Raw genomic sequence first — 24,739 nt, forward strand, 5'->3', positions numbered from 1 at the left:
GACGCGGGGCGAAGTAAAGCAAACGCAGGTCATGCCCCTGCGGCGGCGAATATCTGTGGGGACCGCCTTCATTGCCGATCGACATCGCCTTTCTTGCCATCGCCGAAGCGCAGCAGGTGTTTCACTGGCTGCCGGCCGCCCTTGAACTGGGCAAGCGCGCGGATGTGCGCGTCCATATACTCTCGCCCTCGCGCCTTATTCTCGATCTGGTCGCCAGCTATGATCCCGAAGGACGGCTCGACCTCATCAAGCTGCGCCGCCCTTCGACCAAGCCCGATTCCCTGTTCCGCCTGCCCTCGCGGCTGGCGACGCTGCTGCTCAACTATCGTGCCATCGCCCGCTTCCCGACCCTGGTGACGACGGAGATTACCAGCGCCTGGCTGAAACGGGTGCCCGGCTTTGCCACCCGCCTGATCCTGATCAAGCATGGCGCGGGCGACCGGGCTGGCGGCTACAAGCAGCGCCACGCCGATTTCGACCTGACCATCGTCGCGGGCGAGAAGGACCGGCGGCGGATGATCGAATATGGCCTTTGCACCGACGCCAATTGTCTGGTCGGCGGCTATGCCAAGTTCGAACTGCGCGCGCCGCGCCGCCCCTTGTTCGACGATGACAAGCCTGTGCTGCTCTACAATCCGCATTTCGACCCGGAGCTGTCTTCCTGGGTCAGGCACGGGCCGCAGGTCATGGCCGCACTCGAAGCGCTGCAGGGCTGGAACATCATCATCGCGCCGCATGTGAAGCTCGCCCGCCGCGTCCCGCCGATCCACAGCGACAGGCCGCATATCCGTGTCGACATGGGCAGCCGCCACTCGATCGACATGAGCTACACGACCAGCGCCGACGCCTATCTGGGCGACGTGTCGAGCCAGGTTTACGAGTTTCTGCTCACCCCCCGCCCCTGCATCTTCCTCAACCTCGACCATCATGACTGGCGCGAGGATCAGGCCTTCGCCCATTGGCGTCTGGGCCAGGTGATCGACCGCGCGGATGCGCTTCAGGGCGCGCTCGATCGGGCAGCAGACTTGCAACCGGGCCTGGTTGCTGCTCAGGAAGCGGCAATGCAGGATAGTATCGATCTTTCTCCGGTCCCCGCCTCGCAGCGGCAGGCCGCCCTCATCCTCGATTTTGCGCAGAAGGCACAGGCATGATGCAGACGATCAGCACCACCCTCGGCCCGGTTCGCCTGCTCGGCGAGAACGCGACCCCGATCTGGGGCATGTCCAACGCCGAACGCAATCGCCGCATGGCGGAAAGCGCGGCCAAGAATGGCAGCACGCTGGCGCCGGGCCATGAACTGGTCTTCAACCTCGCCTATGCCTTCGACCCGCTGCTGCTGCGGCTGGTGCTGGAAACGCCCGGCACGATGTTCGCCTGGGCCGGCCAGCCAATCGTCGGCCAGGTGCCCGCGGGCAGCGACCCGATGCAGGCCAGCGGCCTCATCGACCTGTCGGACGGACGCAAGCTCTACAATCGCCAGCTGCGCAAGCTGGAACAGCCGATGGTGCGCGAACTGGTGCCCCAGACCCGCAAGGCGATCGAGCGGCAAAGCTATTTCGGCGCCTATAAGGGCGTGACCGACCTGCTGACCAAATATCTCTGGCCCGAACTGGCGCTGATCCTGACGCGCATCGCCGCGCAGCTGAAGATGACGCCGAACATGGTGTCGGTGATCGGCGTGACGCTCTGCCTCGTCGCCACCTTCCTGTTCGCCAAGGGGCTGTTCTGGACCGGCTTCCTGTGCGGCTTCATCTTCATGGTGCTCGACACGGTGGACGGCAAGCTCGCCCGCTGCACCATCACCTCGTCCAAATGGGGCAATGTGATCGACCATGGCGTCGACCTGGTCCACCCGCCCTTCTGGTGGTATTTCTGGGGCGTGGGCCTCACCTATTGGGGGCTGGGCCTGTCGGCCGGCACCTTCACCTTCATCATGACCGCCGTGATCGCGGGCTATATCCTCCAGCGCCTGATCGAAGGGATGTTCCTCAAGGACTTCAAGATGGACATCCATGTCTGGCGTCCGTTCGACAGCCAGTTCCGCCTGATCACCGCCCGCCGCAACCCGAACATGGTGATCCTGTTCGTGGCGCTGCTGTTCGGCCGGCCCGACATCGGCCTGATCGCGCTTGCCTGGTGGACCATCCTCTCGCTGGTCGTCCATGCGGTGCGTCTGGCGCAGGCCTATATCGTCCACCGCTCCGGCCGGCCGATCGTCAGCTGGATGGACGAAGCGGAAGCCACCGCATGAACGCCACCATCGCGAAATTCGGCTGGCCGGCGACGCTGGTCGCCGAATTCGACCATTGGGTCGTGCTGCTGCGCCCGGCCCAGCCGACGCTGGGATCGCTGGTGCTGGCGGCCAAGAGCGACGCGACCGCGTTCGGCGATCTGCCCGGTGACGCCCATGCAGAACTCAAGGCCGTCACCGCTGCGATCGAGGCCGCGCTGACCCGCGCGGTGAACTATGCCAAGATCAACTATCTGATGCTGATGATGGTCGACCCGCATGTCCATTTCCATGTCATCCCCCGCTATGAGGGCGAACGCAGCGCCGCCGGCCTGACCATTGCCGACGCCGGCTGGCCGGGCCAGCCCGACCTTGGCAGCGCGGTCAAGATTGACAGCGAAGCTGACACGGCGCTGCGCGATTGGCTGAAGGGGCATTTCGCCCTCTGATCGGACGGATCGGGGCCAGCCGGATCAGGGCCGGAAGGTCAGGCTCAGCACGAAGCGGTTGGATTCCTGCCCCAGATTATATTCGGCCTGCATCGCCCAATGGCTGGACAGTTCCAGATTGGCGCCGGCGATGCCGGCCCAGGGGCGGCGGCTCGACAGGTCGACCTTGTAGCGCAGGCCGACACCATCGCCGTCCTCGAACAACGGGCCGCTGCGCACCAGCCCCGACACGGTGACATCCATGTCGAAATAATTAGCGCCGACATAGGGTGTCAGGATCGTGTCGCCGCCCAGCGAGAAGCGCGGCCCCGCCCGTGCCGCGATGTTGGTCATCTGCATGTCGGACCGGTCCTTCTTCGCCACGCTGATCGTCTTGGCGAGGGACAGGGCGGCAAACCAGCTGTTGCTGCCATAACCCAGGATGCTGCCGAAGGTGAAGGAGGTGTTGTCGACATCCGCCTTGAAGGGCAGCTGGCTATGACCGCAGGGCTTGGCCGGGCGACAGAAAGGGAAAGGCACGAAGGCATCGAGATCGATGTCGACGCCGACATCGACATGCCCCTTCACCTTGCCGATGCCGGCAAACAGGTTGAGGAAGGGAAACAGCCAGACATCCGCCTTGAACTCGCTGTTGCTGGTCCGGCTTTCCATCTCCGTCGTGGTGACGAAGGGCACCTGTAGCAGCGACGCGCCTTCGGGCGGATCCTCGCCCTTGGCAATGGCAACTGCCAGGTTCCGGCTGTTCATATGCTGGACATTGTGGATCAGCATGCCGCTGGCGCCCAGCGCGCGCTGGATATGATAGCCGCGCTCGATCGCCGCGCGTCCGCCGATCGGCAGCAGCGGATATGTCCTGCGCTCGGGCGGGGGTTCCACCGCCCCTTCTGCGGGCGCAACGGGCATCGGCGTGTCGGCCGTCCCGCTGACGGGATCGGCGCTGGTCGCAACCTGGGTAATTATCGGGACGGGCGGCACTTCTTCTGCGCGGGCATGGCCCGCCACACCCAGCGTCATGACCGATAGCAGCGTCACTCCTCGCATCGCCATCATTCCCTGTCCCCCGGCCCCGCGCCCTGCTCCTTCGGGCCGGGCAGACAATATGCGGGAAAGGCGCTTGCCTGGCTTCTGGGTAATTTCCCCCTTTTGCCTGCACATTTCCCCCGATGGTGCCGCCCCCGCCTTCCTCTAGGCTGGTCCGATATGACAGGGAGACATGGCGTGCGACACGCGCTGGCCGGCCCAAGCCTGATGATGTGCCTGGGCATGGCCCTTCCCGCCGCTGCCCAGAACAGCCCATCGCGCGAGATCATGGATCAGGCGCAAAGCGTCCAGGCCGGCGAACCGGAACCCGCGCCCGATGCCGCCCTGCCCCCGCCCAGCACCAAGCCGGATCTGGTAATCGCGCCGATCCCGCTGTCCAATCCGGCGATGGGCACCGGCCTCGCCGGTGCGGCCGTGCTCTATTATAATCCCAACGGATCGTCCCGCCCCTGGGTCAGCGGCTTTGGCGGCGGCTACACTAGCACCGATAGCTGGGGCCTGGGCGCGTCGCACAATATGACGCTGGCCGACGACCGTCTGCGCTTCCAGGGCTGGGCCGGCTATGGCATCGCCAATCTGCGCTTCTATGGCATCGGCGCCAATGCCGGCGCGTCCAACCTGTCGATCAAGCTGCGCGACAAGGCCTTCGCCGCCATGGTCGACACCCAATATCAGATCTTCAGCAAGGGCTTCCTGCGCCACCTTTCCTTCGGCGCGCGCCTCTATTATCTCGACATGAACGCCCGCGTTTCGCTGCCGCTGCCCAATCATCCGAACCTGACACCGCCCGCGATCGAGCGGCACAGCCAGATTGCGATGCTCGGCCCCTCCTTCACGTTCGACAGCCGCAACAATCCGGTCGATCCGCGCAAGGGCGTCTACACCACCGGTTCACTGACCTATGGCGCCGACTGGCTGGGCAGCGACTTCACCCATCACAAGCTGCAGATTGCGGGCAATGGCTATTTCCCGCTGGGGCGCGAGACCGTGCTGGTGGTGCGCAAGACGCTGTGCGAGGCGTCGGACGGCGCGCCCTATTATGACCTGTGCCTCTATGGCCAGAATGGCGACCTGCGCGGCTATGAAACCGGCCGCTATCGCGACCGGGCCAGTTGGGCGCTGCAGGGCGAGGTGCGCCAGCATCTGTTCGGCAAGATCGGCATGGTCGCCTTCGGCGGCATCGGCGGCATTGCGCGCAGCGGCAAGGATATCTGGAAACATACCAAGATGCTGCCGGCCGGCGGTTTCGGCCTGCGCTATCTCGCCTCGAAGGAGGCCAATGTGAATCTGCGGGCCGACATTGCCTGGGGCAAGGACGGCGCCGCCTTCTATTTCGGAATCGGCGAAGCCTTCTAGGTCGGATAGACAGATCAGACGGTCGGCAAACGACCAGAAGCGGACATTCCTCCCCGGCACGGGGAGGTGGTAGCGCGAAGCGCTGACGGAGGGGTAGGTGCCTCTTAGCGCTGCGCTATCCGGCCTGTGCCCCTCCACCACTCGCTACGCGAGCGGTCCCCCTCCCCGTGACGGGGAGGAATGTCTTGCTCCCACCCATTCCGGCCATTTGGCAACCGCCGAATTGGCTACGCAACCCGGCGCTCACGCGCCGTAGCGCCCTTCTTCCACCCATTTCTCGGTGAGCGCATTGGCGGCATCGACATCCTGCGGGAAGTCGACTTCCTGCCACTCCAGCCCCTCGATCGACACGGTGCCGACCCGGTTACCCTTGGCGATGATGTCGATCGCGCGCAGATACCAGCGGGCGACGCCTTCGGGCGTGCGCATCATCTGGTCGACCTGGTTACGGAAGATCGCCGGCCCTTCGCCCACGAACGCCAGCATGCCGATCGATTCGGCATTGGTGTCGGGCGGCAGCAGCCGCTTGCCGATATGGTGCAGGCGGCCGCTTTCGTCCCGGTTCACCTTCATGTCGTCATCGTCATAGTCGCCGTCGGGCTTCACATCGACGGTGACGGTGATCGCGTCCTTCGCGCCCGTGACCAGCTTCGCCACGATCTCGTCCGATACGATGGTGTCGCCGTTCAGGATGATGAAGTCCTGGTCCATCTCCTCGCGCGCGATCCAGCAACTGCCCAGATTGTCGGCGACCTGGAAGAAGGGGTTGAACAGCGTGCGGATGCGCGCGCCGGTCTCGCGATAGAGCTGCAGCGCATGATCCTCGACCCGCTCGGTGCGGAAGCCGGTGACGACGACGATGTCGGTTACGCCATTGGCGACCAGCGCGGCGATCTGCCAGCTGATCAGGGTGCGGCCGTTGAAGTCGATCATGCACTTGGGCACGTCACGGGTCAGCGGCAGCAGGCGCGAACCCTGGCCGGCGGAGAGGATGATGGCTTTCTTGATGGTCATGCCCGCGCTTTAGAGCGATTTCGCAGCGCAGGGAAGAGAAGGACGCATTTGCGCAATGCGCCGCCCTTCCCTAGATAGACGCCCGCCAGCAACAAACGGCGTGTCACGCGAAAGGCTCCTGTTCCGGTGAAGTTGAAGCGCGCAAAGGGTAGCAGCGCACAGGATGGCTTTGCCCGTATCCTGGCCAATACCGGCTGGCTGCTGGGCGGCAAGGGCGTGGGCGCGGTGCTGAGCCTTGCCTATCTCGCCATCGTCACCCGCACGCTGGGCGTCGCCGATTTCGGCCGCTTCGCGCTGGTGCTGAGCGCCGCAAACGTGATCAAGACGCTGGTGTCCTTTGACAGCTGGCAGATCGTCGTGCGCTATGGCCAGCCGCATCTGGCGGACGGCAACGGCAATGCGCTCAACCGGGTGCTGCGCTTCTGCATCCTGATCGATCTCGCCTCGGCCGTGGCCGGCGGCCTGATCGCCGCGATCATCATCCTCGCCTTCGGCAACCAGCTGCAACTGGGGCCCGGCATGGGGCTTCAGGCCTGGCTGTTCTGCATGGTGATGATGATCACCATCCGATCCTCCCCCACCGGCATATTGCGCCTGTTCGACCGGTTCGATTCGGCCGCCGTCGCCGAAACCATGATCCCGGTCGGACGGATGATCGGCGCGGGCCTGGCCCTGGCGCTCATGCCCGGCATCACCGGCTTCCTGATCGCCTGGGGCAGCGCCGAACTGCTGTGCGCGGCGGCCTATTGGTATCTTGCCCTGCGCGAAGGCAAGGGTCGGCTCGGCAGCTGGACCGCCGGACGGGCACTTGATGCGCGCCAGGAAAATCCCGGCATCGTCGGCTTCCTGACCGCCACCAACCTGCAGACCAGCCTGTCCGCCATGGGACAGCAGGTCGCGGTGCTGGTCGTCGGCCTGTTCGTCGGGCCGGTGGGCGCGGGCCTCTATCGCCTCGCCAACCAGCTCGCCCAGTCGCTGACCAAGATTTCCAGCCTGCTCTCGCGCAGCATCTTCGTCGAACTGTCGCGCACCCAGTCCAGCCATGGCGTGGATGCGCTGCGGTCCCTGTTCCGCCGCACCAACCGGCTGGCGCTGATCGCCGGCGCCATCATCATCGCGCTGATCCTGACCATCGGCCATCCGCTGCTGGGCCTGATCGCGGGCAAGGAATTCCTGCCCGCCTATCCGCTGCTGATGCTGCTGGGCGTGTCGGCCTGTATCGACCTGGTCGGCGTCAGCTATCGCCCGCTGCTGATGGCGACCGACCGTGCCGGCCTGTCGCTGCGCATCACCTTTGCCTCCACCCTGCTGCTGTTGGGGATGCAGGCGGTGCTGCTGCCGATGAATGGCACGATCGGCGCGGCGATCGCCAATATCGTCGCCTCGATCGCCGGCTTCCTGATGATGGGACTTGCCACCCGCCATGCGCTGGCGCTGCGCGATACGCTGCCGCCGAAGCCCGACGCGAACTGAGCGACACCAGCGCGCCATCCCTGGATCGAGGGGGGAGAGGAACGACGCACTGGTGCCGCGCCCGGTTCAGCCTGATGAGACCGGGCTAGGGAAATTCAATAATATTTGAAGGCCGTTACCACCCCATTCTGGGTGCTGCACTTGAACGTCTTCTTGACCGTCTTCTGCTTGCCATCCTTGTCGATCACGACATTGACCAGCGCGCGCACAGCGCCGCGGCTGTCGCTTTTCTTGTCGGTATCCTCGACCTCGCGCAGGGTGACGTCGATCACGCCCTTCTTCGCGCCCTGGGCCTTGGCTTCGTTCAGGCAGGCCGCGACCGATACGTCGCGGGAATCGCCGCTGACCGGAGTGACCGGCGTCGGCGCCGGCGGCGGGGGAGCCGCTTCGGGCGCTGTCTGTGCCATCAGGACGAGGGTGGCGGGCAACAAAGTCGCCAGGGGCAGAATCTTGCGCATGCGGGTGCTCCCTTCATCGGGCCCATCAGCCGGGTCCGATTGTTTCTAGCATGCAGCCACAGCGCGCGGCATCGGGAATAACCCGATAGGGAAACGCCCCGCCCCTTAGCGCGCGAGGATGGATTCGATCAGCACGATGTCGTCGGGCTTGTCGGCATCGATGCAGGCCTCCGCCTGGTCCATCGCCACCAGCCGCGCGGTCAGGCCGAACCGCCGCCCCACCCGCGCAATGCCGCCGCGCAGGGTTAGGATGCGCAGCAGCGCGCCGACCAGTGCCAGCGGACCGAAGGCGGACAGGATCTTCCACCCCTTCTTCCGGTCCTGCTCGACATCCTGCCACAGCGCGATCACCGGCCGTGCCCTGGCGCTGCCGAACCAGAAGATGTTCGCGCCCGACCACCAGCCGTCGCGGAACTTGAGCCAGGTGCGGCGCGACTGCGGATAGTGAGCCAGCAGGGTCGTCTTCTCGACCATGGCGACGGCGATGTCGGCGCCCGTAGCCTCCGCCACGAACTGGTCCAGCATCGCCGCGTCGAGCAGCACATGGTCCGCCGTCGTCATCAGCAGCGGGAAAGGCAGGTCCGCCTTCTCCATCAGTTCCAGCAGCGAGGAGGCGATGCCCTTGCCGCCGCGCTCGAACCGCACGCGCGGATCGTTTGCCAGCCAGGCGGTGGCCGGATCATCGACAAAATATTCGGGATTCTGCGTCAGCACCACCAGCTGGCCGATCGCCGGATGGGCGAGCAAGGCGCGCGCCGGGCGGTTGATCATCGGTTCCCCCGCGACCGGCACCAGCGGCTTGACCGGCACGCCAGCAGCGGTGGCGAGCGGATCGGCGATCGGCCGCGCGCCTGCCAGCAGGATCGCGGTGATGGTGGCGGGATGGGAGGATGTCATGCCCGCTCGTTAGCCGAGCGAGCCACCGCCGCAAAGCCGCTTATTTCCCCGCAGCAGCCGGCGCGGCTGCGGCTGGCTTGGCCGCCGCCACCTCATGCGTGCCGACCTTCAGCCCCTTGAGCTGGGCCAGGCGCGCGCGGAAGGCGGCCAGATTGCTGCCGGTCAGCTGCGCCGTCGTGGTGAACTTCACCGACAGCGGATTGACCACCTGGCCATTACGATACAGCTCATAATGGAGGTGCGGACCAGTCGACAGGCCGCTGGAGCCGACATAGCCGATCACCTGGCCGCGCCGCACCCGCTGGCCCGGCACCGCCGCGATCCGGCTCATATGGGCATAGCCGGTGGCCAGGCCCCCGCCATGGGAAATGCGGACATAATTGCCATGTCCGCCATGACGGCCGGCAAAGGCGATCACGCCGTCGGTCACGGCATAGATGGGCGATCCATAGCGCGCGCCGAAATCGATGCCGGCATGCATGCGGGTATAGCCCAGGATCGGATGGCGGCGCATGCCGAAGCCCGACGTCATGCGGGCGCCGTCGACCGGCGCGCCCAGCACGCCGCGCTTTTCGCCCACGCCCGATGCCTCGAACCATTCGGTGCGGCCCTCGCTGGTCCATTTCAGCATGTCGACCGCCTTGCCCCGCGCCCGGCGGAAACCGGCATAGAGCAGCTCGCCCACCTCGACATCGCCGGTTTCGGCGCGATGATATTCGGTGATGATGTCATAGCGGTCGCCTGCGCCGATCGATCCCAGATCGACCTGCTTGGCGATCACCCGCAGGAAGGCCTGCACCGCCTTGGGCGGCGCACCAGCGGCGCGGGCCGAACGATAGATGCTGTCGCCGACCACGCCCTGGATGCGCAGCGGGGTATTGTCGACGCGAATGGGCACGCGCGTCACCTGCAGCACGCCGCCGACCCGGTTGAGTTCGACCGCCAGGTCGAGCCGCGCGCGGAAATTGAGCTTGTCGAGCGGCCGGGGCGACGTGCGGCTGGCACGGCGGCCCAGGATGATGTCGAGCCGGGTGCCCGGCTTCACGCCTGCGCCGATATCGCCGCCAACCATGCTGGTCACGGTCGCGACATCGCCGCTGCTGACCCCGGCACGCGACAAGGCGCGGGCCAGCGTGTCGCTGCTGCCGATCTGGGCATTGAGTTCGATCTGCGGCCGTTCGGGCGTTTCCTTGAGGGGCTGCACCGCATCGGTCGCGCCCATCCGCCGGCCACTGTCCGCGCCCAGCGCCAGCGGCGTGATCATCTGGCTGCGCACCTCGTCATATTGGGCGGGCGCCAGTAGCGGTTCGGGCGCGCCGGGCACCGGCTGGAAACCGGGCGAGAGATAGAGGGCGGTGGCGCACAGGCCAAAACAGGTGGCAAGGCCGCGAAACCAGGTGAGGCTGCCAACATTCTGCCCCAGGTCCGGGACGAGGTTGACGTCCTCCGCCCAGTCGCGAAGGCGCGTGCGCCAGTCGCGCGGCGCCGCCGGTCGCTGCAGGCTGTCCGCCAGCCATAGCGACATGGACGCGCCACCCTGCTGAAAACCCGACTGATTATCCTGGAACAAAAGCCGCAACCCCCGGGGTGCTTTTTATCGCATCGCCAACGCAATGGTCCCCGCGCCATGCGTCGGACCGCACCCTTGTGAACGCGCAGGGTTAAAGTCAATTTAAGACGCCGTCATGACCCGCGCCGCTGCGACGAAACGTGCCCATGGCCGGGCAGAGTCCCGTTAACCAAGGGAACATCGGGCCGATCGCGCAAAGTCCTTGCCCTGCCCGCCATCCTGCACGACATAGGCCCCATCATGGCCCAGTTCGCCCGTTCGCCCGTCACCGCTGTGCTGGGCCCCACCAATACCGGCAAGACCCATCTCGCCGTCGAGCGCATGTGCGGCCATTCGAGCGGCATGATGGGCTTTCCGCTGCGCCTGCTGGCGCGCGAAGTCTATGACCGCGTCGTCGCGATCAAGGGCGCGCAGCAGGTCGCCCTCATCACCGGTGAGGAAAAGATCGTGCCGCCGGGCGCGCGCTATTTCCTCTGCACCGCCGAATCCATGCCCATCAGTGGCGGCAGGGAAGCCGCCGCCATGACCGGCGGCCTCAGCGATTTCGCCTTTGTCGCGCTGGACGAGGCGCAACTGGGCGCCGATCCCGAGCGCGGCCATATCTTCACCGACCGCATCCTTCGCGCTCGCGGCCGCGAAGAAACGATGATCCTGGGCTCCGCCAGCATCGCGAAGACGGTGAAAAGCCTCGTCCCCGAAGTCGAGATCATCGGCCGGCCGCGCTTTTCCACCCTCTCCTATGCCGGCGCCAAGAAGCTGTCGCGCCTGCCCCGCCGTTCCGCCATCGTCGCCTTCTCGGCCGAAGAAGTCTATGCCGTGGCGGAAATGCTGCGTCGCTTCCGGGGTGGCGCGGCCGTCGTCATGGGCGCCCTGTCGCCCCGCACCCGCAACGCCCAGGTGCAGATGTTCCTCAATGGCGATGTCGATTATCTGGTCGCCACCGACGCGATCGGCATGGGCCTCAACCTCGACGTCGCCCATGTCGCCTTCGCCTCGCTGCGCAAGTTCGATGGCCGCCGATCGCGCCGACTGACGGTCGCCGAAATGGCGCAGATCGCCGGCCGCGCCGGGCGCCATCACAAGGACGGCACCTTCGGCAGTCTGGGGTCAGAGGATGGCGATGCCGCCTTCACGCCGGAAGAGATAGAGGCGATCGAGGCGCATCGCTTCCCCTCCGTCGACCAGCTTTTCTGGCGCGACGGCGCCCCGCGCACTGACAGCATCGATCATCTCATCATCGATCTGGAGGCGCGGCCCGACCGCCCGGAACTGCGCGCCGCGCCGCAGGCGGTCGACCTGGCCGTGCTGCGCCGCATGGCCGAAGACCCGGAAGTTCAGACCCGTGTCCGCTCCAAGCGCGATGTCGAACGGCTCTGGGCCGCCTGTGGCCTGCCCGATTTCCAGAAGCTGGGCGCGGAACATCATGCCCGCACCGTGGCGCGCATCTGGCGCTTCATCGCCGGCAATGGTTCGGGCTTTGGCGGCCATATTCCACGTGACTGGTTTGCCCAGCAGATCGCCCGCCTCGATTCGGTCCAGGGCGATATCGACACCTTGTCGGGCCGGATCGCCGCCGCGCGCACCTGGTCCTATATCGCCCATCGTCCCGACTGGCTGGCCAATCCGGTGGAGATGGCGGAACGCACGCGCATGCTGGAAGAAAAACTGTCCGATGCGCTGCATGCGGCCCTGACGCAGCGTTTCGTGGACCGACGCACCTCAGTTCTGCTAAGGGATATTGGACAGAATGCGAGCAATCTGCCGGTCACGGTCCACCCGGATGGGACGGTCTGCGTCGATGGCGAGACGATCGGGCGACTTGACGGATTTCGTTTCTCAGTCGATCCCGCTACGCGACTCCAGGACAGAAAGCTGTTGCTGGCGGCGGCGGAAAGGCGCCTTGGAAAGGTATTACGAGTGAAGGCTGACGAATTGATGAGCGCTGCGGATACGGATTTCGCGCTCATGGACGATGCGGGACAGACGCCGGGCATCGCCTGGCAGGGAACCCCGGTCGCAACGCTGATGGCGGGCGCAGGCCTGCTCGCGCCCGAAATCCGGCTCGATCGCGCGCTCGCCGCGCTGGGCCCGGATGTGCAGAAGCAGGTCACCACCCGTCTGGCGACCTGGTTCGAGGCGCAGAAGCAGAAGCATCTGCTGCCACTGGTCAAGATGAGCGAAAGCGCTGCCGATCCGGCCGTGCCCGCCGTCGTCCGCGCGGTCTTCGCCCAGCTGGCCGATGCCGGTGGCGTCGCGCCGCGACTCGACCTTGATTCGGCGCTCGGCCATCTCGACAAGGATCAGCGCCATCTGCTGCGCCGCGCCGGCATCGATATCGGCGTGCTCGACCTCTATCACCCCGGCCTGTTGAAGCCGGGCGCGGCGCGCTGGCGTGCGGCGCTGCAGGCGGCGCGCATCGGCAAGCCCTGCCTGCCGCTGCCCCAGCCGGGCCTGACCCTGATCCCGACCGGCGACAAGCCGCAGGAAATGGGCGCCCGCATTGCGGGCTTCCGCAGCTTTGGCCCGCAAATGCTGCGCATCGACATGGCCGAGCGCATGGCCCGCACCGCGCATGAAACGATCGCGAAGAACGAGCCGTTCAGCGCGCTCAGCCCGCAGATCGTGTCGCTGGGCCTGAGCGAAGAAGCCTTCCTGCAGCTGATGCGCGCCGCCGGCTTCCGCCCGATCGATCCGGTGCCGACCCCGGCGCCCGTCGCCGAGGCACCGGCCGAAGCCGCGCCCGCCGTGGAAGGCACGGAAGTGGTGGAAGTAACGGACGCTGCGCCTGAAGCCGCAGTGGAAGCCGTTGCCGAGGCCCCCGTCGAAGCGGACGCGGAGACGCCTGCCGAAGCGGCAACCGAACCCCCGGCCGAAGCGCCCGTGGCCGCCACCGGCGCCAACTGGGTGTTCAAGGGTCGGCAGAAGGGCCGCCCGCAGGGCGATCGTGGCCCGCGCGGTCCCCGCCGCGATCAGCAGCAGCGCCCCGAGGGCAAGTTTGCCGGCAAGAGCGACAATCGCGGCGAAGGTCGTGGCGATAACCGTGGCAAGGGCGGCGATCGCGGCCCGCGCAAGGGTGGCGATCGCGACGATAATCGCGCGCCGCGCGCTACTCCCGCCAGCCACAAGGCGGCGACCAGCAACCATGCCTTCGCCGGCCTGGCCGAACTGCTGGGGCGCAATGGCTGACCCCAAGGGGGCCATGACAATGCCGGGGACGGGGCCAGGGACGGGCCTCGGCCCGTCCCTGCGCATCGACAAATATCTGTGGTTCGCGCGCCTGTCGAAAAGCCGATCGACCGCGCAGAAGCTGGCCGAGGACGGCCATATTCGCCTCAACGGCCGGCGCATCGACCGGTCCCATGCGCCGGTGCGCGCCGGCGACCTCATCACCTTTCCCCACGCCGCCGGCGTCCGCGTCGTCCGCGTGATCCAGTTGCCCACCCGGCGCGGCCCCGCGCCCGAGGCGCAGGCCTGCTATGAGGAATTGACGGTCGGCAGCTAAACTTGCCGCCGATCGCCTAGTTCAGAACCGGTAGGCGAGCGCCAGAAAGCCGTTCGGCCGCGTCGCATGCTCGACCAGCGGACTGTCCTTGACCCGGCCGAGCAGGCTGGTCGCCCCGACCGATCCGGTCACGCTCCAGCGGCTGTCGAGCCGATAGACGATGTTGAGCAGCGCCGAGACATCCTTGAACCCTGCCTTGCCGCGATATTGGTCCAGTCCGGACGCTGCGGCCTCGCGCGCATTCACCCCGAAATAGCCATCCATATGCTTGCCGTCGGCAAAGCTGGTGGCGATCGAGGGGGTGATGATGACCTTCGGATTGAGGATGACAGGATAGGAGAGGCTGGCGTCAGCAATGAAGCCGCCGGTGCTGCCGGTAATGCCCTGCGTCGCACCCAGCGTCGCCACCACGCCGCCGCCGGTCAGATTGGCGAACACGCGGCCACCCACGCCCCAGGACAACCGATCGACGCCCGTGGGCACGTCGCGCCGCCGATAGCCGGGCATCGGCGTGACACCCGCGCCGATGGTCAGCGCCCGGTCATCGACCAGATTGAGCCCCACGCCATTGCGGAAATTGGCGAAGAAGCGCCCCTCGACAATGTCGATCGCGGGCAGCGGCAGCACGCGATAATCGTCGGCGCCCTGATAGACTGGCGTCACCGCCGCACCCAGGCCGATGACGATCCGGTCCTTGCTCGGCTGCCCCACCGACTGGCGCGAACTGCTGAGATCCTGCGCCTTGACTGCCACCTGCGCGGCTGCGCCCATGGCGAGGAGCGTCATGCTCCATCGGGCTATCGTCGATTTCATTATGCAAATCCCTGTCGAAACGGCCGTCCGAAGATCAACCAGCCCCCATGCCGGCGCACGGGCATCCATGGCCCGGCACAGTAATTTCCCGTCAATATACTGTAAATACAGCACAATGTTTCCGGACAATGTCCGGCATCGGCCCGACGCAGGAAGGTCACAACTCATCCTGCATATTTGTTCGGCCGATCGACCAGATGGTCAGAACTGGTCGGCGATGTCCATCAGGCCCAGCAGCTTGCGCGGCGCGATCTGGCGCCAGCTGGCGTGGAGACGATCGGCGATATGATCCCAGTCGGTATCGCCCAGGTCCAGGCGGATGCCGACCCAGTCATTGCCGAAATAGGCGGGGGGATAATAGCGGGCCGGGTCGGCTTCGATCAGGGTCGCCTGCTCTTCCGGCGCGGTGGTCTTCACCAGCACGGCGATGATGCCGTCGCCATGATGGTCGCGCGTGAAATAGGCGAATTTCTTGCCCTTGACGATGCCGAAGCAGGGCATGCCATGCGACACGATCTCGTCCGCCTGCGGCAGCGCCAGCGCGGCCTCGCGCACCTTGTTCAGCAGCCAGTCGGGCTGGCGCTCACGGGTGACGAAATCGGCGAGCGTACGCGAATAGAGCTGATGTTCGGCGATCAGGATGCGCCCGGCCAGGCTGTCGGCCGTGTCGCCGGGCAGGATCGCCACCGGGGTCTGGCCCAGCACCGGGCCATCGTCCAGTTCGGCGGTGACGATATGGACCGAACAGCCGGCATGGCTGTCGCCCGCGTCGATCGCGCGCTGATGGGTGTCGAGGCCCTTGTACTTGGGCAGCAGGCTGGGATGGATGTTGAGCATCCGGTCTTCCCAGCCGGACACGAATTCGGGCGACAGAAGCCGCATATAGCCGGCCAGCGCGACATATTGGACGCCCGCGGCACGCAGCTGCGCGTCGATCACCGCGTCGAACTCCGCGCGCTTCATGCCCTTGTGGCTCTGGCCGAAGGTGGCGATGCCTTCGGCCGCGGCGAGCGCCAGGCCGGGCGCGTCCGGATCATTGGCGGCGACCAGCACGATCTCGAACGGACAGTCCTGCGCCTTCGCCGCGTAGAGCAAAGCCGCCATGTTCGAGCCGCGACCGGAAATCAGGACGCCGATCTTTGCTTTGGTCATAGGGTCTCCCCTCCCGCTGGCGGGAGGGGTCGGGGGAGGGCCTGTCTTAAAGGCGATCCCCTGGAAAACCCTCCCCTAACCCCTCCCGCAGGCGGGAGGGGGATTGGTGGTGCTTGTCAGCCCAGATGCGTGGCCGACCAGTCGGCCTTGGCGCTCCAGGTTTCGGCGCTGCCCTTGACGGTGCAGCCCTTGTCGCCTTCGCTGACGGTGCCGACGCGGAACACGGTTTCGCCCGCATCCTCCAGCGCCTGGGTGACGCCCACAACATGCGCCTCGTCCACCGCCAGGATCATGCCGATGCCGCAGTTGAAGGTGCGCGCCATTTCTTCCGGCTCGATATTGCCCTGCGCCTGGAGGAAGGCCATCAGGCGCGGCTGTTCCCAGGCGTCGGCGTCGACCGTGGCATGGGTGCCTTCGGGCAGGACGCGCGGGATATTTTCCAGCAGGCCGCCGCCGGTGATGTGGGCCAGCGCATTGATCATGCCGGCGCGGACCAGCGGCAGCAGGCTCTTCACGTAGATCTTCGTGGGCGCCATCAGCGCGTCGATCAGCAGAACTTCATTGTCGAAGAGGGCCGGGCGATCGAGCTTCCAGCCCTTGTCGGCGGCAAGGCGGCGGACCAGCGAGAAACCGTTGGAGTGGACGCCCGAGGAGGCGAGGCCGATCAGCACGTCGCCGGCCTTCACCTTGTTGCCGGTCAGCGCCTTGGAGCGTTCCACCGCGCCGACGCAGAAGCCGGCCAGATCATAGTCGCCATCGCTGTACATGCCGGGCATTTCGGCGGTCTCACCACCGATCAGCGCGCAGCCGGCCTGGCGGCAACCCTCGGCGATGCCGGCGATGACGCGCTCGGCGACGCCCGACTCCAGCTTGCCAGTGGCATAATAGTCTAGGAAGAAGAGCGGCTCGGCGCCCTGCACGATCAGGTCATTGGCGCACATGGCAACGAGGTCGATGCCCACGCCGTCATGGCGGTCATGGTCGATCGCCAGCTTCAGCTTGGTGCCGACGCCATCATTGGCCGCGACCAGCAACGGGTCGTCATAGCCCGCCGCCTTCAGGTCGAAAAAGCCACCGAAACCGCCCAGTTCGGCGTCCGCGCCGGGGCGACGGGTGGCCTTGGCCAGGGGGGCGATGGCACGGACAAGGGCGTTGCCCGCGGCGATGTCGACGCCAGCCTTGGCGTAGCTGTAGGATTCGTTGTCGCTCATGAGGCTGCGCTCTACGTTCGAAACGGTCCGATGTCGAGTTTTGCGCGGCCATTGCCTCTATATCCCGTTCGCCCTGAGCGAAGTCGAAGGGCATCGCCGAACGGAGCGAGGCGCCTTCGCTTAGCTCAGGTGAAGGCTTCGACTTCGCTCAGCCCGAACGGGGAAGGTCGTGCAGGTTCGCGCTTGGCATGCGGGGCAAATCTCGCCAAAAGGACGCCCGTGATCCTTGCCAAGACTCTTCCCAAGACCCTGCGGCGCCTGTCGTTTCCGCCAGCGCTTGCTCTCCATGCCCTGTCCCGGCCGGCGCAGATCGCCGGCGCGGTGGGAATCGGCCTGGTCGGCGCTGCGCTGTTCGCCCAGATGGAAGGCGAACGCGGCGTCCCGCCGATCGCCAGCGGCGGCGATTATGAGGTGCGCGGCGTGAAGGTCGACGTCCAGGCCGGCAGCGCCGACGCGGCCCGCTATGCCGGCTGGCGGCTGGCCCAGCGCCAGGCGTGGAAGATGCTGTGGACCCGCACCCATGGCGGAACGGGCGTGCCCAGCCTGTCCGATTCGCAGCTCGAAGCCATGATATCGGGCATCGAGGTCGAATATGAACAGGCCGGCCCCGGTCGCTATGTCGCGACGCTCGGCATCTTGTTCGACCGCGCGCGTACCGGCCAGTTGCTGGGCGTTTCCGGCAATGTGATGCGCTCGCCGCCGCTGCTGGTGATCCCGGTCATGTGGGACGGCGGATCGGCCGTGTCCTATGAACGGGTCAATGAATGGCAGAAGGCCTGGGCGCGTTATCGCACCGGCGACAGCGCGATCGACTATGTCCGGGTCGCGGGCTCGGTCGCCGACCCGGTATTGCTCAACGCCGGCCAGACCGGGCGGCGCGGCCGCCTGTGGTGGCGCGTGCTGCTCGACCAATATGGCGCGGCCGATGTGGTGATCCCGATGGTGCGGCTCGACCGGCAATGGCCCGGCGGCCCGGTGACGGCAAATTTCACCGCCCGCTACGGTCCCGACAACAGCCTGATCGGCAATTTCGCGCTGCGCGCCTCGAACGACAGCGGCATCCCGCAGATGCTGGATGAGGGCGCGCGCCGGATCGACGAACTCTATATCCGCGCGCTCAATGACGGACGCCTGCGGCCCGATCCGTCACTGATCATCGAGGAACCGGTCGATCCGAGCGCGCTGGCGATCGAGAATGCGACCGAGGCGCCGATCGAGGCGGTCGACATGCCGCTGCCGACGGCCGGCGCCAGCGTCGCCAGCTTCGCGATCCAGTTCGACACGCCCGACGTCGGATCGGTCACCGCTGGCGAATCGGCCTTGCGTAGCATTCCGGGCGTCCGCTCGGCCGCGACCAGCAGCCTGGCGCTGGGGGGCACGTCGGTGATGCAGGTCAGCTTCGAAGGCACGGCCGACGCGCTGCGCACCGGATTGCAGGCGCGCGGCTACAGCGTGGCGGTATCGGGCAACACCATGCGCATCTCGCGCCGGCAGGCGCCCGCAGGACAGCCATGAGCCAGATCAGCCTGCCCTTCGAATGGCAGGGCCAGGGCGAGGAGTTTCTGGTGAGCGAGGCCAATCAACTGGCCGTTGCCCATCTAGAACGCTGGCGCAACTGGCCCGTGTCCGTGACCGTGCTGACCGGCCCGCCGCTGTCGGGCCGTTCGGCGCTGGGCCGCCAGTTCGTCGCGATGAGCGGCGGCAGCGTGATCGACGATGCCGAGGGGCAGGACGAGCATATGCTGTTCCATGCCTGGAACGAGGCGCAGACCGAGCATCGCCCGCTGCTGATGATCGGCCGCACGTCCCCGCTGCGCTGGACGGTGGCGCTGCCCGACCTGCGATCGCGGCTGGCCGGATCGCCCCATGTCGCGATCGAGGAACCAGACGAGGCGCTGGCGCTGGCGCTGATCGAGCGGCGGCTGGGCGCGTCGGGCGCCAGCTTCGCGCCGGACCTTGCCCCCTGGCTGCTCCGGCGGATCGAGCGCAGCTATGGCGCGATTGCGGCGGTGACGGCGCTGCTGGATGAGGCATCGCTGTCATCTGGACGTAAGATTTCGGTCGCACTGGCGAAAGAGGCCCTGCAATCTGCAGGAATCTTGCCTATAGTCCCGCCCGATCCCACCAACGACCAGCGCGAGTAATCCGTGGCCGAAGCCGATCCCATCGCCAGCCTTTCGCCCGCGGGCGAGCGCTATTTCAACCGCGAGCTTTCCTGGCTGGCCTTCAACCAGCGGGTGCTGGAAGAGGCGATGAACCGGGCCCACCCACTGCTCGAACGGCTCCGCTTCCTGTCGATTTCGGGCGCCAATCTCGACGAATTCTTCTCCGTCCGCGTTGCCGGACTCAAGGGCCAGCAATTGCAGGATGTCGACCTGCGGTCGGCCGACGGCCTGACGCCGGCGCAGCAGCTCGGCGCGATCACCGAAACTACGGCCAGCCTGATGCGCGCCCAGCAGAAGGTCTGGGGCGCGCTGCATGGCGAACTGGTGCAGGTCGGGATCGAGGTGATCGGTCCGTCCGCGGAAATGGATGCCGGCTGCGCCCAATGGCTGCGCGAACATTTCCTGACCCAGATCTTCCCGATCCTGACCCCCCAGGCGCTGGACCCGGCACATCCCTTTCCCTTCATCCCCAATCAGGGCCTGTCGATCGTCTTCGATCTGGAGCGCCTGTCGGACAAGCAGCCGATCCGCGAACTGGTGATGATCCCCTCCTCGCTCGCCCGCTTCGTGCGCATTCCGGGCGAACCGATGCGATACATGGCGCTGGAGGCAGTGATCCGCCGCTTCTCGGCCGATCTCTTCCCCGGCTATCGCGTCCGCAACAGCGGCGTGTTCCGCATCATCCGCGACAGCGACATCGAGATCGAGGAAGAGGCGGAGGATCTGGTCCGCTATTTCCGCAGCGCCATCAAGCGCCGCCGCCGCGGCCGCGTGATACGCATGGAGATAGAGGAACGCATCCCCGAACCGGTCGAGGAAATGCTCCAGGACATGCTCCAGGGCCATGAGGCGATCGTGGTCGAAGTCGAGGGCTTCATCGGCATCGGTGACCTGTCCGGCATCGTCGATGCCGACCGCCCCGACCTCAAGTTCGAACCCTATGCGCCGCGCTTTCCAGAGCGCATCCGCGAATATGGCGGCGACTGTTTCGCCGCGATCCGCGCCAAGGACATCGTCGTCCATCATCCCTATGAGGCGTTCGACGTCGTCATCTCCTTCCTGAAGCAGGCCGCGTCCGACCCGGACGTGGTCGCGATCAAGCAGACCCTCTACCGCGCGGGCAAGCAGTCGGCGATCATCCGCGCCCTGATCGACGCGGCCGAGGCCGGCAAATCGGTGACCGCCGTGGTCGAGCTGAAGGCGCGTTTCGACGAGGAACAGAATCTGATGTGGGCCGACGCGCTGGAACGCGCGGGCGTCCAAGTCGTCTATGGCTTCATCGACTGGAAGACCCATGCCAAGGTCTCGATGGTGGTGCGGCGCGAGGGCGACCAGTTCCGCAGCTACTGCCATTTCGGCACCGGCAACTATCACCCCATCACCGCGCGCATCTATACCGATCTCAGCTTCTTCACGGCTGACCCCGCCTATAGCCGCGATGCTGCCGCGCTGTTCAACTACATCACCGGCTATGTCGAGCCGCAGCGGCTGGAAAAGCTGGTCATGTCGCCCCGCGACCTGCGCGACACGCTGTGTGCCTGCATCGATGCGGAGATCGACCATGTCCGCGCCGGCCGGCCCGGCACCATCTGGGCCAAGATGAACAGCCTGGTCGACCCGGCGATCATCGAGAAACTCTATGCCGCCAGCAATGCCGGGGTGCAGATCGACCTGATCGTGCGCGGCATCTGTTGCTTGCGTCCGGGCGTTCCGGGCATGTCGGAAAATATCCGGGTGAAGTCGGTCGTCGGCCGTTTCCTGGAACATAGCCGCATCACCGTCTTCGGCAATGGCAAGGCGCTGCCGAATAACGGCGCGAAGGTCTATATCAGCTCGGCCGACTGGATGCCGCGCAACTTCGACCGCCGCGTCGAATTTCTGGCACCGGTCGAAAATCCCACCGTCCATGACCAGATTCTCGACCAGGTGATGGTCGCCAATCTGATCGACACCGAACAGAGCTGGGTGCTGGACCGCGACGGCCATTATACCCGGCTGGAGCCGGGCGACCGGCCGTTCAACCTGCACCGCTATTTCATGACCAACCCGTCGCTGTCCGGGCGCGGCGCAGCGCAGGAGCATGGCGCGGTGCCGACCCTGCGCCTGCGTGGCCGGGCCTGATCGCGCGATGAACTCGATGCTCAGCCGCGTGCGCGCCATGGCGGAGACCATGGCAACCTCGCCCGAACCCGCTACCGCACGCTCGGCGATCATCGACATCGGCTCCAACAGCGTCCGCCTGGTCGTCTATGACGGGCCGCGCCGCATCCCCTTCATCCTGTTCAATGAAAAGGTGATGGCGGGCCTCGGCGCTTCGCTGGCCAAGACCGGTGCGATCGAACCGGAGGCGATGGAACGCGGCCTGCGCGCCATCGGCCGCTTCGCCCATCTGTGCCGGGACATGCGCGTCACCGACATACGCTGCGTGGCGACGGCCGCCGTGCGCGACGCCACCAATGGCGCCGAGTTCATCACCCGTGCCAAGGCGATGGGCCTGACAGTCGAACTGCTGTCGGGCGCGCAGGAGGCGATCGGCGCCGCCATGGGCGTCTTGTCGGGCATTCCCGATGCCGACGGCATTGTCGGCGACCTGGGTGGTGGCAGCCTGGAACTGGCCCGCGTGCGCAAGGGCGCGGTCGAACAGACCATCTCGCTGCCGCTGGGCGTGCTGCGCCTGCCACAGATCCGGGCCAAGGGGCCGCGTGCGCTTGATCGCTGCGTCGCCAAGATGCTGGAAAAGGCCGGCTGGCAGGCGGAACCGGACCTGCCCTTCTATCTCGTCGGCGGCTCCTGGCGCTCGCTCGCCCGCTTCGACATGCAGCTCACCCATTTCCCGCTACCGGTGGTGCATCAATATGAGATGAGCGCGGCCCGTGCCGAACAGCTCACCCGCATCATCTCCCATGTCGACAAGGGCCGGCTGAAGCAGATCCCGGCGATGACCGGATCGCGCGTGCCGACCCTGCCGGATGCCGCCGCGCTGCTGTCGGTGGTCGTGCGCCAGCTCAAGTCCAGCCGGATGATCGTGTCGGCCTATGGCCTGCGCGAAGGGCTGCTCTACGAAAATCTGCCCGACGATATCCGCGCCCATGATCCGTTGCTGGTCGCTGCCGAGGCGGAGGGCGAGGCGCAGGCCCGCTTCCGCGGTCATGGTGACCGCATCGACCGCTGGATCGCGCCGCTTTTCCCCGACGATGACAAGGATGCCCGCCGCATCCGCCGCGCCGCCTGCCTGCTGGCCGATGTCAGCTGGCGCGCCAATCCCGATTTCCGCGCCGAACGCGGCGTCGAAATCGCCCTGCACAGCAATTGGGTCGGCATCACCGCTGCCGAGCGGGCGATGCTGGGCCAGGCGCTGCACACCCATTTCGGCGGCGATGTCGGCACCCTGCCCAACCTCGACCGCATGGCCGGCCCCGACGCGCTGCGCCGCGCCGCACTCTGGGGCCTCGCCATCCGCCTGGCCCAGCGCCTGTCGGGCGGCGTCGAAGGCCCGCTCGCCATTTCCCATCTGGAACGGCATGGCGACCGCATCGACCTCCACCTGCGCGACGAGGATGCCGATCTCTACGGCGAAGCGGTCGAACGCCGGCTGCGCAACCTCGCCCAGGCCATGGGCCTCAAATATCAGCTGCTCGGCGGACAGGGCTAGGCCGACACCGGCCGCGCCTGGTCAGGAAAGCGCGATCGCTTCCCGCACCACCAGCACCGGCACGCCATCGCGCACAGGATAGGCCAGGCCCGCCGCGTCCGACACCAGCGCCTGGCGCGCGCCGTCCCAGCGCAGCGGCGTGCGCGTCACCGGGCAGACCAGCTTGGCCAGCAGCCAGGGGTCGATCGAGGCTATCTCTTCGCTCATAATCTCGCTCATTGCATCGTCGCGCCGCCGTCGCGCTCGGCGCGGCCGACAATCTGCATCAACTGGATGATCCGGTCGGCCCGCTCGCTCAGCGTGTCGGCCTCCAGCAGCGTCTGCTTGGCCGCCGGGTCGAACGGCGCGATCTGGGCGATGCCGTTGACCAGCGCCATGTCGTCCAGCCGCGACACCGCCGTCCAGTCGACCGCATAGCCCAGCGCATCGGCAAAGCGGCGCGATTCCTGCTCCAGCGCCGCGCGCTCGACCAGATGCAGCACCTCATCCTCCGGCGCCTGCTCGACCTCCGCCTCGATCTGGCGGAACAGGGTCGACACTTCCAGCTCGCGCACCAGCCGGAACCGGGCCAGCCCGGTCAGGATGATGTTGAACCGGCCATCGTCCAGCGCCTCGATATGGCTGATCCGCCCCAGGCAGCCGACGTCGAACAGCGGCGGCTTCTGCCCCTCGCTGCGCGGCTGGATCATGCCGATGCGCCGGTCGCGCGCCGACGCATCCTGCACCAGCGCGCGATAGCGTGGCTCGAAGATATGCAGCGGCAGCTCCATGCCCGGCAGCAGCAGCGCGCCGGACAAGGGAAAGATCGAGATGCGCGCGCGGTTCACCGGCTCACCGATCCTTTAGGAAAACAGAATCTGCGACAGCTTGCGGCGCTGCGCCGACACCCACGGATCTTCCAGCCCGACCGCCTCGAACAGCGTCAGCAGCTGCGTACGCGCGGCGCCGTCATTCCAGGCCCGGTCGCGGCGCACGATCTCCAGCAGCTGCTCGGCCGCGCCATCCCGGTCGCCATTGCCCATCAGCCCGGTCGCCAGTTCGAAGCGCGCTTCATGATCGTCACCATCGGCCGCCAGCCGCGCCTCGACCCCCGACAGGTCGGCCACGGGCTTGGCATTGCGGGCCAGCGCCAGCGCTGCCTTGGCGCGCTCGATCGCCTGGTCCTTCTGCATCTCGGCGGGCAGTTCGGCGAGCAGCGCATCAGCCTCGTCCAGCTGCCCCAGCGCCACCAGCGCGCGCAGCAGGCCGCTCAGCACTTCGGCATTGTCCGGCGCGATGTCGGCAATCTGCTGGAACACCGACAGGGCACGCTCCGCCTCGCCACCGGCCAGCATCTCCTCGCCCATCGCGATCAGCGGCGCGATCTCCTGCGCCTGCGCCTTCTCGTCCGATTCGATCGGCAACTGGCTGAGCAGCTGGTCGAGATATTGCTTCAACTGCCCCTCGGTCCGCGCCTGGCTCAGGTCCGCGACCGGCTGGCCCTGGAACACGGCATAGACGGTCGGGATCGATTGGACGCGGAACTGGCTGGCGATGAAGCCATTTTCATCGACATTCACCTTCACCAGCTTGACGCCCTTGCTGGCATAGTCGGCGCACACCTTCTCGATCACCGGCGCCAGCTGCTTGCACGGGCCGCACCATTCGGCCCAGAAGTCGACGATCACCAGGCTCGTGCGCGAAGGCTCCACCACATCCTGGCGAAACGCCTCCACGGCCGCCTTGTCGGCCTCGCTCAGTCCCAGGGTCGCCACGC

At 66.6% G+C, this 24,739-nt stretch carries 22 protein-coding genes; 11 read left to right on the forward strand and 11 right to left on the reverse strand.

Features of this window, described 5'->3' with window-relative positions; genetic code table 11:
* Positions 1–71: 71 nt before the first annotated feature.
* From HH800_RS15220 to HH800_RS15230, 3 genes are read left to right on the forward strand one after another with little or no spacing between them, the layout of a single operon-like run.
* Positions 72–1,151, forward strand: a complete 1,080-nt coding sequence (locus HH800_RS15220) for a glycosyl transferase (protein WP_037518107.1) — start codon at positions 72–74, stop codon at positions 1,149–1,151.
* A complete protein-coding gene (locus tag HH800_RS15225) occupies positions 1,148–2,251 on the forward strand; it encodes a CDP-alcohol phosphatidyltransferase family protein (RefSeq protein ID WP_169861565.1) in 1,104 nt (367 codons plus the stop codon). The genes HH800_RS15220 and HH800_RS15225 overlap by 4 nt, the downstream gene beginning before the upstream one ends.
* Positions 2,248–2,679 carry an HIT family protein gene (locus HH800_RS15230; RefSeq protein WP_169861566.1) on the forward strand — a complete coding sequence of 144 codons (432 nt, stop codon included), beginning with the start codon at positions 2,248–2,250 and terminating at the stop codon, positions 2,677–2,679. Before HH800_RS15225 ends, HH800_RS15230 begins: the two co-directional genes overlap by 4 nt.
* A 24-nt stretch (positions 2,680–2,703) precedes the next feature.
* Here HH800_RS15230 and HH800_RS15235 read toward each other — a convergent pair whose 3' ends face one another.
* Positions 2,704–3,729 (reverse strand): outer membrane beta-barrel protein, encoded by a 1,026-nt coding sequence (locus HH800_RS15235; RefSeq protein WP_169861567.1) that lies wholly within the window; start codon positions 3,727–3,729, stop codon positions 2,704–2,706.
* Between the two features lie 168 nt (positions 3,730–3,897).
* Here HH800_RS15235 and HH800_RS15240 point away from each other — a divergent pair, with 168 nt between their 5' ends.
* Positions 3,898–5,076, forward strand: a complete 1,179-nt coding sequence (locus HH800_RS15240; protein ID WP_235681894.1) for a BamA/TamA family outer membrane protein — start codon at positions 3,898–3,900, stop codon at positions 5,074–5,076.
* Positions 5,077–5,319: 243 nt separating this feature from the next.
* Here HH800_RS15240 and HH800_RS15245 read toward each other — a convergent pair whose 3' ends face one another.
* A complete protein-coding gene (locus tag HH800_RS15245; RefSeq protein ID WP_037518095.1) occupies positions 5,320–6,090 on the reverse strand; it encodes a sugar phosphate nucleotidyltransferase in 771 nt (256 codons plus the stop codon).
* 126 nt (positions 6,091–6,216) lie between these two features.
* Here HH800_RS15245 and HH800_RS15250 point away from each other — a divergent pair, with 126 nt between their 5' ends.
* Entirely contained in the window at positions 6,217–7,563 is a 1,347-nt protein-coding gene (locus HH800_RS15250; protein ID WP_169861568.1) for a lipopolysaccharide biosynthesis protein, read from the forward strand.
* A 95-nt stretch (positions 7,564–7,658) separates the two neighbouring features.
* Here HH800_RS15250 and HH800_RS15255 read toward each other — a convergent pair whose 3' ends face one another.
* From HH800_RS15255 to HH800_RS15265, 3 genes are all read right to left on the reverse strand, one after another.
* A complete protein-coding gene (locus HH800_RS15255; protein WP_037518092.1) occupies positions 7,659–8,021 on the reverse strand; it encodes a hypothetical protein in 363 nt (120 codons plus the stop codon).
* A gap of 105 nt (positions 8,022–8,126) precedes the next feature.
* Positions 8,127–8,918, reverse strand: a complete 792-nt coding sequence (locus HH800_RS15260) for a nucleotidyltransferase family protein (protein WP_169861569.1) — start codon at positions 8,916–8,918, stop codon at positions 8,127–8,129.
* A 40-nt stretch (positions 8,919–8,958) separates the two neighbouring features.
* A complete protein-coding gene (locus HH800_RS15265; RefSeq protein WP_235682130.1) occupies positions 8,959–10,443 on the reverse strand; it encodes a M23 family metallopeptidase in 1,485 nt (494 codons plus the stop codon).
* Positions 10,444–10,728: 285 nt separating this feature from the next.
* On the opposite strand from HH800_RS15265, the gene HH800_RS15270 reads away from it, so the two are divergent.
* Entirely contained in the window at positions 10,729–13,674 is a 2,946-nt protein-coding gene (locus HH800_RS15270; protein ID WP_169861571.1) for a helicase-related protein, read from the forward strand.
* On the forward strand, positions 13,667–13,990 hold the full coding sequence (locus tag HH800_RS15275) for an RNA-binding S4 domain-containing protein (protein ID WP_235681895.1): 324 nt from the start codon (positions 13,667–13,669) through the stop codon (positions 13,988–13,990). The genes HH800_RS15270 and HH800_RS15275 overlap by 8 nt, the downstream gene beginning before the upstream one ends.
* 21 nt (positions 13,991–14,011) lie before the next feature.
* On the opposite strand, the gene HH800_RS15280 is transcribed toward HH800_RS15275, so the two are convergent.
* The 3 genes from HH800_RS15280 to purM form a co-directional block, all read right to left on the reverse strand.
* Positions 14,012–14,776: a MipA/OmpV family protein gene (locus HH800_RS15280; RefSeq protein WP_235681896.1), complete on the reverse strand. Its 765-nt coding sequence runs from the start codon at positions 14,774–14,776 to the stop codon at positions 14,012–14,014.
* Positions 14,777–15,004: 228 nt separating this feature from the next.
* Positions 15,005–15,955 (reverse strand): phosphoribosylglycinamide formyltransferase, encoded by a 951-nt coding sequence (gene purN / locus HH800_RS15285; protein WP_169861572.1) that lies wholly within the window; start codon positions 15,953–15,955, stop codon positions 15,005–15,007.
* Between the two features lie 116 nt (positions 15,956–16,071).
* Complete coding sequence (gene purM, locus HH800_RS15290; protein WP_037510193.1) at positions 16,072–17,166, reverse strand: phosphoribosylformylglycinamidine cyclo-ligase; 1,095 nt, start codon at positions 17,164–17,166, stop codon at positions 16,072–16,074.
* A 219-nt stretch (positions 17,167–17,385) separates the two neighbouring features.
* Here purM and HH800_RS15295 point away from each other — a divergent pair, with 219 nt between their 5' ends.
* From HH800_RS15295 to HH800_RS15310, 4 genes are read left to right on the forward strand one after another with little or no spacing between them, the layout of a single operon-like run.
* Positions 17,386–18,681 (forward strand): heavy-metal-associated domain-containing protein, encoded by a 1,296-nt coding sequence (locus HH800_RS15295; protein ID WP_169861573.1) that lies wholly within the window; start codon positions 17,386–17,388, stop codon positions 18,679–18,681.
* Positions 18,678–19,310: an HdaA/DnaA family protein gene (locus HH800_RS15300; RefSeq protein WP_169861574.1), complete on the forward strand. Its 633-nt coding sequence runs from the start codon at positions 18,678–18,680 to the stop codon at positions 19,308–19,310. Before HH800_RS15295 ends, HH800_RS15300 begins: the two co-directional genes overlap by 4 nt.
* Positions 19,311–19,313: 3 nt before the next feature.
* Entirely contained in the window at positions 19,314–21,452 is a 2,139-nt protein-coding gene (locus HH800_RS15305; RefSeq protein WP_099233932.1) for an RNA degradosome polyphosphate kinase, read from the forward strand.
* A gap of 7 nt (positions 21,453–21,459) precedes the next feature.
* A complete protein-coding gene (locus HH800_RS15310) occupies positions 21,460–22,983 on the forward strand; it encodes a Ppx/GppA family phosphatase (protein WP_169863344.1) in 1,524 nt (507 codons plus the stop codon).
* Between the two features lie 21 nt (positions 22,984–23,004).
* Here the strand turns inward: HH800_RS15310 and HH800_RS15315 are convergent, their stop codons facing one another.
* Genes HH800_RS15315 through HH800_RS15325 form a run of 3 tightly spaced genes read right to left on the reverse strand, consistent with a single transcriptional unit; the run spans position 23,005 to position 24,737 of the window.
* Positions 23,005–23,190: a Trm112 family protein gene (locus HH800_RS15315; RefSeq protein WP_235681897.1), complete on the reverse strand. Its 186-nt coding sequence runs from the start codon at positions 23,188–23,190 to the stop codon at positions 23,005–23,007.
* A gap of 8 nt (positions 23,191–23,198) precedes the next feature.
* Entirely contained in the window at positions 23,199–23,810 is a 612-nt protein-coding gene (locus HH800_RS15320) for an LON peptidase substrate-binding domain-containing protein (protein WP_037510200.1), read from the reverse strand.
* Between the two features lie 15 nt (positions 23,811–23,825).
* Entirely contained in the window at positions 23,826–24,737 is a 912-nt protein-coding gene (locus HH800_RS15325) for a tetratricopeptide repeat protein (RefSeq protein ID WP_159365537.1), read from the reverse strand.
* Positions 24,738–24,739 lie beyond the last annotated feature (2 nt).

This window comes from Sphingobium yanoikuyae (genome assembly GCF_013001025.1).
Lineage (GTDB): Bacteria > Pseudomonadota > Alphaproteobacteria > Sphingomonadales > Sphingomonadaceae > Sphingobium > Sphingobium yanoikuyae_A.

Coding starts and splice junctions, on each gene's coding strand:
- HH800_RS15245 (WP_037518095.1), bottom strand. CDS start 6,090: ATGACCATCAAGAAAGCCATCATCCTCTCCGCCGGCCAGGGTTCGCGC.
- HH800_RS15310 (WP_169863344.1), top strand. CDS start 21,460: ATGAACTCGATGCTCAGCCGCGTGCGCGCCATGGCGGAGACCATGGCA.
- HH800_RS15270 (WP_169861571.1), top strand. CDS start 10,729: ATGGCCCAGTTCGCCCGTTCGCCCGTCACCGCTGTGCTGGGCCCCACC.
- HH800_RS15265 (WP_235682130.1), bottom strand. CDS start 10,443: ATGTCGCTATGGCTGGCGGACAGCCTGCAGCGACCGGCGGCGCCGCGC.
- HH800_RS15315 (WP_235681897.1), bottom strand. CDS start 23,190: ATGAGCGAAGAGATAGCCTCGATCGACCCCTGGCTGCTGGCCAAGCTG.
- HH800_RS15255 (WP_037518092.1), bottom strand. CDS start 8,021: ATGCGCAAGATTCTGCCCCTGGCGACTTTGTTGCCCGCCACCCTCGTC.
- HH800_RS15230 (WP_169861566.1), top strand. CDS start 2,248: ATGAACGCCACCATCGCGAAATTCGGCTGGCCGGCGACGCTGGTCGCC.
- purM (WP_037510193.1), bottom strand. CDS start 17,166: ATGAGCGACAACGAATCCTACAGCTACGCCAAGGCTGGCGTCGACATC.
- HH800_RS15260 (WP_169861569.1), bottom strand. CDS start 8,918: ATGACATCCTCCCATCCCGCCACCATCACCGCGATCCTGCTGGCAGGC.
- HH800_RS15280 (WP_235681896.1), bottom strand. CDS start 14,776: ATGACGCTCCTCGCCATGGGCGCAGCCGCGCAGGTGGCAGTCAAGGCG.
- HH800_RS15275 (WP_235681895.1), top strand. CDS start 13,667: ATGGCTGACCCCAAGGGGGCCATGACAATGCCGGGGACGGGGCCAGGG.
- purN (WP_169861572.1), bottom strand. CDS start 15,955: ATGACCAAAGCAAAGATCGGCGTCCTGATTTCCGGTCGCGGCTCGAAC.
- HH800_RS15225 (WP_169861565.1), top strand. CDS start 1,148: ATGATGCAGACGATCAGCACCACCCTCGGCCCGGTTCGCCTGCTCGGC.
- HH800_RS15300 (WP_169861574.1), top strand. CDS start 18,678: ATGAGCCAGATCAGCCTGCCCTTCGAATGGCAGGGCCAGGGCGAGGAG.
- HH800_RS15235 (WP_169861567.1), bottom strand. CDS start 3,729: ATGATGGCGATGCGAGGAGTGACGCTGCTATCGGTCATGACGCTGGGT.